Below are 14,359 nucleotides of genomic sequence, written 5' to 3' on the forward strand. Positions count from 1 at the left end.
AGGGTGCGGAGGAGACCGAGCACAAGGCGAGGGAGGCGCGATACGTGGGCGCAACGGACCAGGGCGGCCAGGACAGCCGCCCGGAGGAGAAAGGGGCAGAAATGACGGCTGCCACGGCGGAAGCGCAGGCGCCGCCGGCTACCGACGATCCGCTCGTGCAGTTCGGCGGGCGCATCCCCGCTTCGCTACGGCGACGCGTGAAGGTCGTCGCCGCATACCAGGGGATCGACGGTCAGACGATCCTCCGGAGAGCGCTTGAGGAGTACGTCGAGCGGCATGGGCCGAGCGGCCTCATCTGACCAGCAATGACACCCGGACGACGGCACATGAACTTTCCACGGAACACAGCCGCCGCCCGGGCCCAACACCAGTAAGGAGACCCTTACCGTGTCATTCATCAGCCTAGGGTGGCGCCGCGATCATGGCGAGTTGCCCCCCATCAATGGGCAGGCGGCCACAGACGAGGCCCCGGCCCGCGAGTACCGGGTGTACCCGCTCGACCTGGCGAACAAGGGCGGAAAGCCCAAGGGTGAGCGCCTGCCGGGCCGCCTGCTTGCCCTGGCGTTCGTGCTCGTGTTCGTGGGCTTCGTCGGCGCTGGCATCGTCGGGTACGAGGCGCAACGGCTGTTCGCCCTCGCCCATAACCACACGGGCGAAGTGGTGACCGAGGCCGACCGCCTGCGGGCGTTCATCATCGCCGCGCTGCCCGACCTCGGGTGGGTCGCTATGGCGCTGGTCGCCCTCGTCGCCGCCCTGCGGGGGCAGAGCAGTTTCCGCGCCCGGGCGGGCGTGCTGCTGTTCTTCGCCCTGTCGCTCGGTGCCCAGGTCCTCTACGCACCACGCACAATCGAGGGCATCCTCGTCGCCGTCATCGCGCCCGTCGCCATGGCGTGGATGCTCGAATCCGGCCTGGTCGAGCTACGCCGCTACGTCCTCGGCAAGCGCGGCATACAGGACGATGAGGCACCCATCCTGACGACCGCCGTACGGTTCGTTCTCGGCCTGCTTGTCGCCCTGCTCCGGCTGCTGCTGTGGTTCGTCCGCCTCGCGTTCGACCCCCGCAGCACCTTTGGTCACCTCCGGGGATGGGTGCTCGACACGGCCCCGGTCGCGCCCGGGCGGTCCCTGGCCAGCATGCGCGCCGAGCAGGCGGCCGCCGAGGCGGCGAACGCCAACGCGAACGCCGTACAGGTGCAGCAGGTCGCCGCCGAAGAGGTCCGTGAGATCGAGGCCCGCGCCGGGCGCGAGGTCGAGCAGGTCAAGGCGCAGATGCGCGAGGCCCTCGACCGGGCGGCCGCTGAGACGGCCCGGGTACGTGCCGAGGCGGCCGACGAGATCGAGCAGGCCCGCGAGGACGCGGCCCGCCAGGTGCGCGAGGTCGAGCAGGCGGCCGAGGCCCGACGCCGGGCCCTGATCGAGCAGACCGCCGGCGACCAGAGCGCGCAGGCCGAGCGGATCGCCGACCTCGAACGGCAGGCCGACGACCTGCGGCGGCAGCTCGCGCAGGCCCGCGCCCGCGGCGACCAGGCCGACGCAGCCGCCCACCGTGCAACCTCGGCCGAGCAGCACGCCCGGGCCCTCCGCGAGGAACTCGACGCGGCCCGCACACAGTTTGACCTTCTGTTCACCTACGCGCCGGGCTCGGCAAAGGTGCGGGCGGCCGCCGAGGCGATGCGCCTCACCGGGGACCCGCGCATCCTCGACCGCGACGCACACGCCGACCTGATCCGCGGGTGGGCCCAGCGGTTCGGCCTGACCGAGCGGGCCGTACGCCGCACACTGACCGAGCACATCGCCGACCCGTCGGCCCCCGCCGACGCTGAGGAGGTCTGACCGTGCACCCCATGACATATCTGTCCGCGCCCCTCGCCGACGAGGCGGGGGGCCTGCCCCTCGGCGTCGTGCTGCTGCTGATCGCGGTCGTCGTCGCCGGCGTCACCGCAGCGGCCGCCCTCGGGCGTCTGCATCGCCTCATGCGTGACCCGCAGATGCGCGTCTGGCTGCGCGTGCGGTGGCGCCGCCACCCGGGCCCGGGGTTCGCTACCCGGTGGGACATGTGGCGCCGCTACGGCCTCCCACGGGCCCGCAGGGACGCCCGCCACAAGCGGCCGAGCCTGCGCCGGGCCGACCTGTACGGGCCGGGCACGTGGCGGCGATACGCGACGTTCCTCGGGTGGGGCCCCGGGTGGGTCCACAGGTGGCGCATCTACGCCAAGCCGAGCGATATCACGATCACGATCGCCCCGCCGCAGAAGGGTAAGAGCTCGATCGCCGCGGGCCGGATCCTCGACGCGCCCGGCCCGGTCGTCGCCACCTCGATCAGGGGCGACCTGATCGCCAACACGGCGGCCCTGCGCGGCCTGCGCGGCGAGCTGCACGTGTTCAACCCCGAGGGCGTCGGCGAGTACGGCAGCACGTTCCGATGGAACCCTGTGCTGGGCTGCCACGACATGGACACGGCCATTCGCCGGGCCGGGCACATGGTCGAGGCCGTCGCGCACGGCGGGCTGTCCGACGCGACGTTCTGGAACGACCAGGCCGTACAAGTGCTGTCGTCGCTCATGCACGCGGCGGGACTGGTCGAGGGCGGCACGCTCGCCGCGGTGTACGGGTGGCTCACCAACGACGCGCCCGCGCCGGTCGAGATCCTCACCCGCATGCCCTACGCGGACCCGCAGGCCGCGCAGACCATCGCCCGGTTTCGGGCCCTGCCGGACAAGACCAGGCAGTCGGTAGAGCTCACCTGTCGCAACGTGCTGCGGTTCATGACGTCGGCCGAGATCGCCGCCGCCGTCATGCCGCAGCCCGGCGACCGCGAGTTCGTGATCGGCGATTTCCTGCGGAGCGAGGCGGACACGCTTTACCTGGTCGCCTCGGCCGAGGCCGGTTCTCCGGTGCCGCCGCTGCTCGCCGCCCTGGTCGCTGAGATCAAGCACGAGGCCGTGCGGCTCGGCAGCCGGTCGCCGGCGGGCCTGCTCGACCCGCCGCTGTCGATGGAGCTGGACGAGGTCGCCAACGTCACGCCCATCCCCCTGCCCACGTGGGCGAGCTACGCCGCCGGGTCGGGTATCCGCCTGTCGATCTACACGCAGGCGTGGGGCCAGATAGTCGAGCGGTGGGGCGTCAACGGGGCTGATGCCCTGTGGCAGACCGCGACGTGCAAGGTCATCGTGTCCGGGTGCAGTGAGCGCGAGCTACTCACCCGGATCACGGCCCTGTGCGGCCGCACGAAGATAGTCGTCCGAGACAGCGGTTACACCGACCGCGAGGGTCGTCCGCGGCCGGTGCGCGAGATGGTCGACGTGATGCCGCCCGACCAGGTGCGGCGGCTGCCTGACGGTCACGCCCTGGTCCTCATGGACAACGCCCGCCCGGTGATCGTCCGCCTGGAGAGGGTGTGGAAGCGGGCCGACGTCAAGCGGGCCCAGCGCCTTGGGATGCGGCCCGAACTTCCGCCGCGTGGCGGCCGCCCTCGCCTGCCTGTTGCCGCACCGCGGCGGGCCGGGCTCGACTGGTACTCGGCCGACGTCGACCAGCTCGACCGCGCACCGCAGCAGGTCGAGCAGCGGCGGCCGTACCCAGCTGCCCCGTACGGCCACATGCCCGAGGCCCCGGCACCGCAACGGGCTCCACAGCCCCAGCAGCCCGCGCCGCACGACGAACTCGCCGAGCGCAGGGCCCGCCGGCGGCGACCGTACGAGACGCAGCCGCAGCAGCCCGCAGCGCGGGCCGACCTCGACGGCCAGGCCCCGCCGCCCGAGCAGGACGTCGAGCAGCCGCCCGCCGCTGGCGGCGAGCGGCCGCGCGGTTCCTGGTCGCTTAACGACCTGCTGTGACCCGACCAGCGGGGCCCGCAGGGGGCGGGCCCCGTCCCCATCTCGACGCACAGGAGACACACACCCATGACTGACCAGCCGAAAGGGGTACTCGGCCCGGCCCTGGTCGAGATCGCCAACGTACGGGCCGACGTGCAGCAGCTCGCCGACCGCCTGGCGGCCGTCGAGCGCACGGCGACCGACCAGGGGGCCCGCCTTACCAGGCTCGACGGCGTTGACACGCTGGTTACCGACTTGGTGCAGCGCGTCGCCGACCTGATCGCCTCGACCAGCGGCCCGGCCCGCGCCGCCGACCCTGACGACCCGCGGGCCTCGCATCGCCGGCCGTGGGCTGCGCTGGTCACGCTGCCCGCCGAGCAGAGCTCGCACCGCGAGGATCTCGCCGCGTGGGTCGAGACGGTGCTCAACCCGCAGTACGGGCCCTATCTGCGGGCCCTGTGGCCGAGTGGGGCGGTCAAGCCTGCCGGGCCCGGGCACGACCAGGTGCCGCCCTGCTGGCCGAAGCACAACGCCGCATGTAATGAACTGTGGACACTGTTCGTGATGTGGTGGAACGCCTACGCGGACGGCGACGCCAAGCTGCGCGAGATCGCCGATTGGCACGACCGCCTGTTGCCCGGTGCCCTCGGCCGCCTGCCTGCCGTGTTCCGCGAGTGCGGGCACATCACGTTCGCCGGCGACATCACCACTGCGGGCCGCTCGACCGCGGCGGCCGCCGCCGGGCCCCCACGGGCCTACTGACGGCCGACCGCACAGCAAAGGGCCCCGGAGACACCGCGCGAGGTGTCCGGGGCCCTTTCGTGTGGCCTACGCGCCCGCTGGCGGGTCTCCGTCGAGCAGCTCGCCGAGCCGCTCGCCTGCCTTCCAAGGGTTGTGCGCGCCCTCCACAGGCCCGTACTCGGGATATCCGAGCGGCGGGAACCCTACGGACGCGGCCCGCTGTAGGGCCTGCGCGACCGCGGCCGTACGGGTCGATGGGGCCAAGTACGCGAGCATCGTTGCGACGCCCTGCGCGGTCGGTAGATCGAGAAGAACCCATATCTGGTCGCGCCCGGTGACGGCGACAAGCGGCCAGGGCCGGTCAGGCTCGGCAATCATCACGACGACGGGTCGAGACGGCCCGTCCCCGCGCAGGAACACGCGAGTGCAGACCGGGTGCGGCTCGTCTTTCAGCTCACACCAGGACACGCACCCCGCCGACGACTGCGCCGGCGGCTGTTGTCTTCCGTCCTCGCCGCTCATACCAGGGTCCTTTCGGGTCCGTCGTCGTCAAGGTCGATGCTGCGGGCCTGCTCGTCTTCGCGGCGCCGCTGCGGGCCCTGCCGCACGGCTGCGGCCCGCATCTCGACGTCGAGCTCGTACTCGTCGCGGTCCTCGGCTTCCCGCGCCCGTTCCTGCTCTGCCTTGCGCATGGCCTGCGCCGCGGACACGATCGCCCGGGCGGTCAGGGGGAGCAAGCCGCCGCGGGCCCGGTGCCCGTCCTCGCCGATCACGGTCAGGCCGAGGTCGAGTTCTGCCTGTGCGAGGTCCGCCTCACGCTCGCGGGCCTCGGCCCGGGCCTGCTGCTCGGCCTCCAGCTCGGCGGCCACCGCCTCCATCTCCTCACGCTCGGCCGCCTCGCGGCGCCGCCGCAGCTCGGCCGCCTCGTCACGCTCGCGGGCCTGGTCGACGTCGCCGAGGTCGAGGGCGAACTGTCCCTCGGGCACGTCGGCCTCACGCGCCGGCGGCTCGGCGACGGCCTGCGGCTGGTCAGCCTCGCCCCGCTCGGGCGTCTCGACGTCGGCCGCCTCGCGCTCGGCCTCGGCCTCCTGGCGGTCCTGCTCGGCCCGCAGCGGCGCGTCGAGCGCGACCGCGGGGGCCAGGTCCGGCGTTACGCAGTCCGGCAGCATGGCGTCGGGCTCACGCTCCAGCACGATCGCCCTGGCGATGGCGACCCGTTCCCGCTCGGCCGCAGTGCTCTCGACGTACCTCTCACGCTCGCCGTGCAGCAGCTCGAACGTGACGCGCTCGGAGGTGAGGGCCTCGACCAGGCCCGCATACTGCGCCGCCTGGTCGAGCAGCTCGGCCCGCCGCTGCGCGTCGGTCTCGGCCGCGGCCTGCCGCCGGGCGAGCTCCATCCGTGTCCGGGCCTCGACCTCGGCCTGCGACACCGCGCGCAACTCGTCGGCGACAGGCACGGGCGCGTGCGCCTCTTTACGCGAGAAGTTGTGCACGATCCGCCCGAGCTCGCCCGTGTTCATCGCGTACACGTCGCGCATGTCCTCGGGCCTGCCGAGCGCGTCGTACGCGGCGTTCCACGTCGCCCGGGCCTCGGGCGTGTTCGGGCAGTGCCCAATAGGCCGGGCCTCATCGCGGAAGCCCTGCGCCTCGCGGTACGACGCGACGACGCCCGCACGGTGCTCCCACTCGGCCCGCTCGATCGGGTCGGCGGGCACGGGCCCGAGGGCCGCCACAGCCCACGCGGGCGGCTGCTCTGCGACCTGCGTACCGAGCTCGCGCCGCCGGTCATCCATGAGGGCGGCGACCTGGCGGGCGTGGTCGAGCAGCTCGGCCGCCGGGTGCGCCGGGTCGGCCTGCGGCGTGCGGTCGGCGTACGAGACGGCAGGCACGGGGGCCGGTGCGTCGGTCCCAAGCTGCCGCTTGATCCGGTAGTGCAGGACCTTCGCTATCGACTCGGCCCGGTCGGCGCCCTCGCCGTCGAGGGGCCGCGCAGCGACAGCCGAGCGCACCAGCTCGGCGGCGTCGTGCCCGGCGAGCTCGGCGGCCCGGGCCAGGCGGTACAGCGTGCCGCGCGGGCCCTCGTCGCTCTCTGCGGTGAAGCGGGCGAGCTGGTCGGGGGTGAGGACCTCGGCGAGCGTGGCGTCGACCAGACGGCGGGCGGCGTCGCGGGTCGCGTCGGTCCATAGCACCTCAAGGTGCGCGGTGTGCGTGGCGAGCAAGTGCTCATCACGCATGACCTGCGTTGCCGCGCGTTCGCCCTCGTCGGTCTCCAGCGCATCCAACAGGACCGCGAACCGGCCCCGGCCCGTACCTGCGGCCGCGTGCACGGCCTCGGCCGCCGAGGGAACGCCGGCGGCCTCACGCTCGGCCCGCCGCTGCGCCTCGGCGAGCTCAGGCGCCGCCGCATGGCGCGGGTCCATGTCGGCGCTGGGCTGGTCGGTCACCGTGTAGGCGTAGTTCGCTTCCCGGCCCCGCGACATCATCACGTAGAGCATGTTCCGGCCGACGCCAGGGCGAATCACGCTGTGCGTGGTGTCGACGGTGCGGCCCTGCGCCGCGTGCACAGTCGACGCATACGCGAGCTCGGCCTGTGTCGCCAGGTAGCGCGTGCCAACCGTGTAGGGGGCCGTCCACTGCTCGGCGCCGGTCTCGTCGCGGCCGAGGTAGCGGCGCACCTGCGCGGCAACCGGCTCGGCGTGGTCAGGGTCGGCCGACCGCACCCAACCGTCGATCTTCAATACGTCGCGGTTGGTGACCGGGCGGCCCTCGTCGTCGGTGATACGCCGCGTGTTCTGCCGGGTCATGATCCGGTCGCCAACGCCGGCGGTCAGGCCCTCACGCACCCGCACGCCCTCGGCCTCGACTAGGCCCAGCTCGACCAGCTCGGCCCGGGCCCGCTCGGCGAGCTCGCGCGCCTCGACGTTGCTCGCCGCCAAGAGGACCGTGTCTTTCCCGGCGAGGTAGTCGGCGAGCCAGCGGCGGTAAGCCGTCTCGGTCATCTGCTCGCCGTCGCCCTCCAACAGGCGGCCGCGGGCGTCGTAGGCGTGCAGCGCGGCCGCGTCGCCGCGGCGCAGGCCGAGGGACGCCTCGCGCTCCCATGCCTCATTCATGCGCTGCACTTCGGTGAGCTGGTAGTACCCGTGATCGCGGGCGATCAGGGTCATTGCGCCGCCGTCACCGACCGCGCCGAGCTGCTGCGGGTCGCCGGTCAGCAACAGCTTTGCCCCGGCGGCCGAGGCGAGGGCCTCGATCTCGGCGAGCTGCCGAGAGGCGATCATTGACGCCTCGTCAATCACCACCAGGTCACCCGCGCGCAGCAGTGCGCGCCCGGCCCGCGCCTCGGTCAGGAACCGTGCGACGTTCGCCGTGTCGGTGCAGCCCTCGCCGGCGAGGACCTCGGCGGCCGCCTGCGACACGGCCAGGCCGACGACGCGGCCGCCGATCAGCTCGCCCCACAGGTCCGACAGCGTGCCCATCGCCCTCGACTTACCGGCGCCGGCGGGACCGACCAGGACGTCAATACGGCGGCCCGACGTGAGCACGCCATACACGGCGGCCGCCTGGTCGTCGCGCAGTCCGTCGCGCCACCCGGACGTGTTGTTCCCCGCGAGGGCTGCCGGGCGGTCGAGGTGTTCCGACCCTGCGGACGGGTTGTTCCCCGCAGCGGCCCCCGCGCGGACAAGGTGTTCCGCGGCCCGGGCGAGGTGTTCCGGCCCGGCGGACAGGTTGTTCCGCTCGCCGTCGAGCAGCGCGGCGAGCACGACCGGCGACCCGCCGAGGACCTCGGCCGCCCGCTCGGCCTCAGTCGCCGGGGCCCCGGCCTCGCCCGCCGCCCTGGTCAGGCGTTCCTCGGTCTGTAGCTGCCGCGCAGTCGCGTACAGGGCCCGGCCCGCCGCGTCGTACACGCTGCGGCCGCCCTCTCGCATCCACTCGCCAGGCGTCGGCACCAGCGGCGCCGGGTCGAGGCGGTGAATCCCCAAGCCCGCGCCGGGGGCGAGGGCCTCGGCGGCGAGCTGCTGCACAAGCGCCCTGGTCGACTCGGCGGGCAGAGTCGAAAACTCGTCGGGGATGTGCCGCGCGATAGCCGCCACCAGGTCAAACTCATTCCACGCGGCCCGCTCGCTCTCCAGCTCGGCGAGCGCGGCCCGCTGAATGTCCCGGGCCCGGGCGTCGGCCAGGGCATCGGCCTCGGCGGCCCTGGCGGCGTCCACGCGGCCGCAGACCCGCTCAGGGATACCCGACAGGGCCCCGACCTCGGATGCCGTCGCCTGCGCCTCCCAGCGCGCGAGCAGGGCCTCACGGGAGGGGGCCGGGCCGTGCGACTTCGCCTCGCGCGAGTCGAGCGTCACAAACTGCGCCATGCGGAACACGGCCCGCCTGCTCGGCTCGGTCCCGTGCTTCGCCTTGTACGCCTCGACCAGCTCGGCGACCTCGCGCCGGATACGCACCCGCCGCGACGAGAACGCCTCGCGCTGCTCGTCGGAAATGCCGACGATCTCGCGGCCCTTCCCGTCCGCGCGGGTCTGCCACTGCACGCCCAAAGTCCGCGTGAGCTGCGCTTCCATCGCCCTTTCGCCGAGCTCGCCGGCGGCCCGCCTCGCCTTGTTCAGGGCCCGAGAGTCGATCGTTCGGTACTGCCCGTCAGGCGACTTCACCCTGTTCAAGATCGCGTTATGGATGTGCAACTGCGGGTCGTTCGCCCTGCTCGTGTGCTGGTCAAACGACGCGACGATCCACTCGTGCGCGTCCTCGAAACGCCCGGTCGCCCGGTCGGTCAGCGGCCGCCCGGCCTCGTCGGTCGGGATCGCCCCGTGGTACCCGGTGCGCGTGTAGCCGGCGGCGTCTTGCAGGTACTCCAGCGCAACCGAGCTGCCGAAACGCACCGCATCCCACACGGCCTCGGCCCGGGCCTCCATCTCGGCCGCGGCGTCCAGGTCACCCCGCTCGCGGGCCTCGACCGCGGCCGCCTGAAACCCGGCGTGCAGCAGGCTTACCGACTTGGACGGCGAGAACGTCGCATCGAAGAACATCACGGCGTTACGCGCCTTACGGGCCGCCTCGGCGTGGATCTGCTCGACCCGCTCGGGCGTCGCGTCCGGCTCAGCCGCGAGCATCTCGGCCGCGATCTGCTCAGCACTCTTGTACCGCCGCGGGGCCTTCCCAAGGATGGCCTGTCCCGCCGGGTCACGCGGGTCGCGCAGGTCCCGATACAGCGCGGTCATCACGTCCGCGTCGACCAGACCCGACAGCCCAAGCTCGGCACAGCCGCGCCCGGTCCAACGCCCGGGCGGCTCGCCACCGCCGGCCCCCACGGCCGACAGGTAATAGCCCTCAGCGCCGGGCGCGACCTGCCGCGTGAGGTAGCCCGGGTCATACCCGGTGGCGACGCTCAGCACGGCGGCGGGGTCCTCTCTGCGGGCCTTGCGGGGGCGGGAGTTTCCGATCTTGCGGAGCAAGATCAATCGGCCATCACGTTGTAATGCCTAGGTGTGCTTGTTCGGATTGTAGGGGGAGAGGAGGTGAGAGGGGAACTGACTTGGCGGTGAGGAGAGGCGGAGAAGTGAGGGCGAGGAGGTAGGAGAGGTGAGCGGAACGGAGACGGATAGACGGGGGTTGATCATGTACGAGGGCGCTGGTTGATGATCCACTAGTGAGGCGCAGCACGGTCGCGCAGCGGTCGAGCGACTGTTACGGCGGGCACGCCAGGCAGGCCCGCAGCGACCCCCCGGGCCCCTCGGTCTCTCCCTCGGAAATCCCATCTCATCGTGATGCCCTCGGCGTGCTGCGAGGCCCGAGGGCGCGCAGGCGAGCGCGCCCGGCCCGCGCGGCACCACACCCCCATGCCGGGCCACGTACGGCGCGGCACCGTGGCGCGCAGGCCCGCCCGCGGCTGTTACGGCGGCTTGCGCCGCCGACATCGAGCCGCACGCCCACCCGGGCGCCTGCGGCGGCCCGCCGACGAGCTCGCCGAGCACCCGCACCCGGGCCCGGGCCCGGGTCGATCGCGCCGCGTGGCCGTCGCTGCGGCGTCGAGGCGCACCCGGCCGCCGGCGGACGCGGCCCGCGCCTGGCGGTCCTCGGCGCCGACCCGCTCGACGCGCCTTGGGCCCGGAACACCTCGACCACCCGCGCGGAACAGTTGTGCACCGGTCGGCCGCCCGCCTGGAACACCTCGACCGCGCGCCCGGTCCGGCCCGGAACACCTGTGCACCGCTCGGCCGCCGGGTCGGAACACTCCTGCACCGCGAGCGCCGGTGGACGGAACACCTCGACCGCCCGCCGGAACGGTCGAGCACGGTCGGCCCGCCGTGGTGGTGCGGTCGCCTGCCCTGGCGGAACACCCGTGCACGGCGCGGGCCCCGGGCGGGAACATCTCGTCCGCTGAGGCTGCGGCATCGGGAAACGGGAAACGCTCGATTGCTGCCGGAGGCCCCGCGTACCGTCGAGAGCAACCCGACCAATCCCCTGGAGTGTCAGCGATGGCTCTCGACGTGCCCGGCGCCGCTGCGCCGCCCTTACCGTCCGATCCACTCGCGGCCGCCGGTGCCTCGGCCCGCGCCCGTTATCGAGCCGAGCTCGCCCTCGGGCGTTCCCGGCGCCTGGTCGTGCGGGGCGTCGCCGCTGCGGCCGCCGGCGTCGTCGTCGGCCTGCTCGACTGGCGGCTCGGCGCCGGCGGGGCCCTGGCGCTCGCTGGGGCGGACACGGCGCGGGTCTACACGCGCCACCCGGCGGCGCCCTGGCGCAAAGGCGCCCGTGGGGAGAGGGCAACGGCCCGCCTGCTCGCTCGCCTCGGCGCCGGGTACGCGGTCCTGCACGACCGGGCCATCCCGCGCAGCCGCGCGAACATTGATCACTTGGTGATCGGGCCGACCGGGGTATGGGTGATTGACTCCAAACGCTGGCACCCGCGGACCCGCCTGCACGGCGTACGCGGCCGCCTGTGGGTCGGGTCGAGATCGGCCGACCATGCCTTGCGCGGCCTGCTGTACGAGCACGCCGCGGTGCGCGAGCTGGTCAGGCGCGCAACGGGGGGCCTGGTCGACGTCGGCGGCCTGGTCGCCGTACACGGGCCCCGGGTGCCGTCCTGGCGTAACCCGGTCATGTACGAGGGCCTCACGCTGCTGCGGGCCCGCCATGTCCCGCGGTACGTACGCGCCCGCGAGCCGAGGCTCACGCCCGAGCAGGTCGCCGAGCTCGCCGCCGGCCTCGCGCGGGTCCTGCCGCCGTACGAGGGCGGCCGAGACGCGGCCGCGCTGATCTGACGGCCCGACCCCCTGACACGAAGCAGCCCCGGCCCTGGGCGGGTCTGGGGCTGCGTGCTGCTCAGGCGTCGAGCTATGGGTTGGCCTATTGCGGGGGTCAGAACAGGGTCGGGGCGTCGCCGAGGCCCTCGGCCAGAGCGGCGGCTATGGCGGCCTCGACGTCGGCGCCGCTCGACCTCGCCCGCAGGATTGCGTCGCGTACGGCGACCGCTCGACCCGCCGCGCCGCGCACGTCGGCCAGCGGCCCGGACAGTCGCCGGCGCCGCTCGGCGTACTCGGTGTTGTTCTCAGCCCTGGTGCCGCGCCGCCAATGCGCCGGATTCTGGCAAGACGCCTCATCGCAGCGGTGCGCAATCACGGGGTCGTCACCCGGCAGCGCCTCTATCGCCCCGTGCGCGAGCTGGTAGCCGTACACGTGGGCTGTTACAACGCGGGAGACGCCACAGGCCCGGTTACTCGCCCTCATCTTGCCGTGCCCGGTGCTGCTGATCGCACCAAGCCAGAACCAGCAGTCGGCGGGGCGGCGCTGGTGCACGTTCTCGGCGTAGCGGCGGCGGGTGCGGGTGTCGTTGAGCAGCAGCCGCCAGACCGCCGGCGGCACGGCGGCCGCGGTACGGCCGGCCGAGCCGTACGACCAGGGCCCGGCGGCCCGGGGCAGGCCGAGGCCCCGGGCGAGGTCGAGCTGTTCCCACGGATCCTCGGGGAACGGCAGCGCGTCGGGCGGGGGCTGCGCGGGCATCATGGGTCACCCGCGCCGGTCGGCGTCGTCGTCGTCCTCGGCGGGCCGGGCGCCGCAGTGCCCGCACGCGCCCGAGCCGCCGACGTGCGCCTCGCGGCACGTGGTCAGCTCATCCCGCACCAGGCGGGCCAGCCAATCGACCTGCCCGGGCTGCAACAGGATCGTCCGAGCGCGGCCGCTGTCCGGGTCGGTCAGCGTGAGCGGGTACGCCGGGGCGGTCGGGTCGTCGGTCGGGTAGGTCTCGACCAGCTCGGCCAGGGCGGCGGCGAGGCCCTGCGCTTGGCCGAGGTCCTCGGGCGGCGTCTGCGGCGGGACGGGCAGCCCGGCGGCCGCGAGCACGGCGTCGGCCTCGCCCAGGAACAGCGACGCGGGCACGTGGAGCTGCGGCCCGTCCGGCAGGGCCGGGGGGAACTCGCCCGCGCCGCGCCACTCGTCGGCGAAATCCGGGTCGAGGTCGAGCGACAGCAGCCAGTCGCGCGCGGGCAGCGCAGTCACCCGGTAGTCGTCGCCGTCCTCGGCGATCGTGTGCACGACGCCTGCCGCCGTGTCGAGGTACAGGCCGATCACCTCGCCCTCATAGCCGAGCTGGTCGGCGAGGTAGTCGGCCAGGCGCGGCAGCTCGCGGTACGCCGCGGCGAGCTCGGCCCGGCGGGCATCGAACTGCTCTGCGGGGAAACGGTCGCCGGTCGTCATGATGTGAGGTCCTTTCGCGGTCGGATCGGGCGGCGGCTGCGGTCGACCAACTCGCCGTGCTCGAACGTCCAGTCGGTCACGTACGGCTCGCCGGTCTGGTCGCGCAGGGACACGACGATGCGGGAGTACCGGGGACCGAGGGACTCGCGGCGGGCGTTCGCCTCGACCTCGGGCCAGTACCCGGGGGTGCGGTCGGATTCCAGCCCGGTCCCTCGGTGCCAGGTGGTGACGTACGGCAGGTAGAGGTGCGCGTCGCTCTCCCAGGTGAGCACGTTCTCGGCGTGCTCGACGGTCTGCCGCTCCAGCTCGCGCCGCTGCCGCCGCAGCCGCAGGCCGAGCACGACGCACAGCGCGGGCATGGGCACGCAGAGGGCTACGAGGGCGGCGTACGCCCATCCGGGCCAGTCGGGTAACAGGCCGCTCATCGCTCGCTCTCCTTCCGGCGACGTTTGGGGGCGTCGCCCTGCTCGACGGCCGGGGCCTGGTCGCCGGCACGCAGGCGGGTGAGCTCGTCCTGTGCGGTCTCCAGTCGGCCGGCGGTGCGGATGCGCTCGGCCCGCTCGGCGTCGAGGGCTGTCTCGGCGCGCACAGCGCGGTCTTTCTCCTGCTCGGCCAGGGCGCGCAGCGTGGCCACCTGATCGGCGTGGGCCGCGGCGAGCTGCTCGCGCTGCGCGGCGGCGTCGGCCCGTACCCGCTCAACCTCGGCGCGGGCGTCGTCGGCGACCTGCTCGGCGCGGGCCTGCCTCGCCTCGGCCTCCGCGATCCGGGCGGCGGCTTGCTCGCGGGCATCCTGCGCGGCGGCCGCGGTGGCGTCTCGCTCCGCCTCGGCCGCGCGCACGCGCTCGGCGGCCTCGGCCTCGGCATGGCGCACCTGCTCGGCCGCCTCCTGGCGGACCCGGTTCACCTCGGCCCGCATCTGCTCGATCGCGGCGTCACGCTCCGTCTGAGCTGCGGTCACCTGCTCGACCGCCTGCCGGTGGGCCTGCTCGATCGCGGCGTCACGCTCCGCCTCAGCCGCGCGCACGCGCTCGGCGGCCTCGGCCTCGGCACGGCGCACCTGCTCGGCCGCCTCCTGGCGGACCCGCTCGGCCTCCTGCTCGGCCCGGGTG

At 73.8% G+C, this 14,359-nt stretch carries 10 protein-coding genes and 1 pseudogene; 5 read left to right on the top strand and 6 right to left on the bottom strand.

Annotated features, from left to right (window positions below):
- Positions 1–44 precede the first annotated feature (44 nt).
- The 4 genes from ACQEVJ_RS46525 (at position 45) to ACQEVJ_RS46540 (ending at position 4,577) form a co-directional block, all read left to right on the top strand.
- Positions 45–299, top strand: coding sequence for a hypothetical protein (locus ACQEVJ_RS46525; protein WP_433113529.1), 255 nt, complete (start codon positions 45–47; stop codon positions 297–299).
- A gap of 130 nt (positions 300–429) precedes the next feature.
- Positions 430–1,833: a DUF2637 domain-containing protein gene (locus ACQEVJ_RS46530; RefSeq protein WP_433113532.1), complete on the top strand. Its 1,404-nt coding sequence runs from the start codon at positions 430–432 to the stop codon at positions 1,831–1,833.
- An 11-nt stretch (positions 1,834–1,844) separates the two neighbouring features.
- Positions 1,845–3,836, top strand: a complete 1,992-nt coding sequence (locus ACQEVJ_RS46535) for a type IV secretory system conjugative DNA transfer family protein (RefSeq protein ID WP_433113535.1) — start codon at positions 1,845–1,847, stop codon at positions 3,834–3,836.
- Between the two features lie 66 nt (positions 3,837–3,902).
- Positions 3,903–4,577 (top strand): hypothetical protein, encoded by a 675-nt coding sequence (locus ACQEVJ_RS46540; protein WP_433113538.1) that lies wholly within the window; start codon positions 3,903–3,905, stop codon positions 4,575–4,577.
- Positions 4,578–4,643: 66 nt separating this feature from the next.
- Here the strand turns inward: ACQEVJ_RS46540 and ACQEVJ_RS46545 are convergent, their stop codons facing one another.
- Both ACQEVJ_RS46545 and mobF read right to left on the bottom strand, forming a co-directional pair.
- Positions 4,644–5,078 carry a hypothetical protein gene (locus ACQEVJ_RS46545; RefSeq protein ID WP_433113541.1) on the bottom strand — a complete coding sequence of 145 codons (435 nt, stop codon included), beginning with the start codon at positions 5,076–5,078 and terminating at the stop codon, positions 4,644–4,646.
- Entirely contained in the window at positions 5,075–10,018 is a 4,944-nt protein-coding gene (gene mobF, locus ACQEVJ_RS46550; RefSeq protein WP_433113544.1) for a MobF family relaxase, read from the bottom strand. The genes ACQEVJ_RS46545 and mobF overlap by 4 nt, the downstream gene beginning before the upstream one ends.
- Before the next feature lie 1,017 nt (positions 10,019–11,035).
- On the opposite strand from mobF, the gene ACQEVJ_RS46555 reads away from it, so the two are divergent.
- Positions 11,036–11,818, top strand: coding sequence for a nuclease-related domain-containing protein (locus ACQEVJ_RS46555; RefSeq protein ID WP_433113547.1), 783 nt, complete (start codon positions 11,036–11,038; stop codon positions 11,816–11,818).
- A 97-nt stretch (positions 11,819–11,915) separates the two neighbouring features.
- Here the strand turns inward: ACQEVJ_RS46555 and ACQEVJ_RS46560 are convergent, their stop codons facing one another.
- The 4 genes and pseudogenes from ACQEVJ_RS46560 to ACQEVJ_RS46575 form a co-directional block, all read right to left on the bottom strand.
- The gene (locus ACQEVJ_RS46560; protein ID WP_433113550.1) at positions 11,916–12,560 is read right to left on the bottom strand and encodes a hypothetical protein; all 645 of its coding nucleotides are present in this window, start codon (positions 12,558–12,560) and stop codon (positions 11,916–11,918) included.
- Positions 12,561–12,563: 3 nt separating this feature from the next.
- Positions 12,564–13,250: a hypothetical protein gene (locus ACQEVJ_RS46565; protein ID WP_433113553.1), complete on the bottom strand. Its 687-nt coding sequence runs from the start codon at positions 13,248–13,250 to the stop codon at positions 12,564–12,566.
- Positions 13,247–13,675 (bottom strand): hypothetical protein, encoded by a 429-nt coding sequence (locus tag ACQEVJ_RS46570; protein WP_433113555.1) that lies wholly within the window; start codon positions 13,673–13,675, stop codon positions 13,247–13,249. The genes ACQEVJ_RS46565 and ACQEVJ_RS46570 overlap by 4 nt, the downstream gene beginning before the upstream one ends.
- Positions 13,672–14,359 (bottom strand): annotated as a pseudogene (locus ACQEVJ_RS46575) (hypothetical protein); the annotation flags it as partial. The gene ACQEVJ_RS46570 and the pseudogene ACQEVJ_RS46575, both read right to left, overlap by 4 nt.

Source organism: Microbispora sp. CA-102843, assembly GCF_050936215.1.
GTDB lineage: Bacteria > Actinomycetota > Actinomycetes > Streptosporangiales > Streptosporangiaceae > Microbispora.

Coding starts and splice junctions, on each gene's coding strand:
- ACQEVJ_RS46535 (WP_433113535.1), top strand. CDS start 1,845: ATGACATATCTGTCCGCGCCCCTCGCCGACGAGGCGGGGGGCCTGCCC.
- ACQEVJ_RS46540 (WP_433113538.1), top strand. CDS start 3,903: ATGACTGACCAGCCGAAAGGGGTACTCGGCCCGGCCCTGGTCGAGATC.
- ACQEVJ_RS46565 (WP_433113553.1), bottom strand. CDS start 13,250: ATGACGACCGGCGACCGTTTCCCCGCAGAGCAGTTCGATGCCCGCCGG.
- ACQEVJ_RS46570 (WP_433113555.1), bottom strand. CDS start 13,675: ATGAGCGGCCTGTTACCCGACTGGCCCGGATGGGCGTACGCCGCCCTC.
- ACQEVJ_RS46545 (WP_433113541.1), bottom strand. CDS start 5,078: ATGAGCGGCGAGGACGGAAGACAACAGCCGCCGGCGCAGTCGTCGGCG.
- ACQEVJ_RS46555 (WP_433113547.1), top strand. CDS start 11,036: ATGGCTCTCGACGTGCCCGGCGCCGCTGCGCCGCCCTTACCGTCCGAT.
- ACQEVJ_RS46560 (WP_433113550.1), bottom strand. CDS start 12,560: ATGATGCCCGCGCAGCCCCCGCCCGACGCGCTGCCGTTCCCCGAGGAT.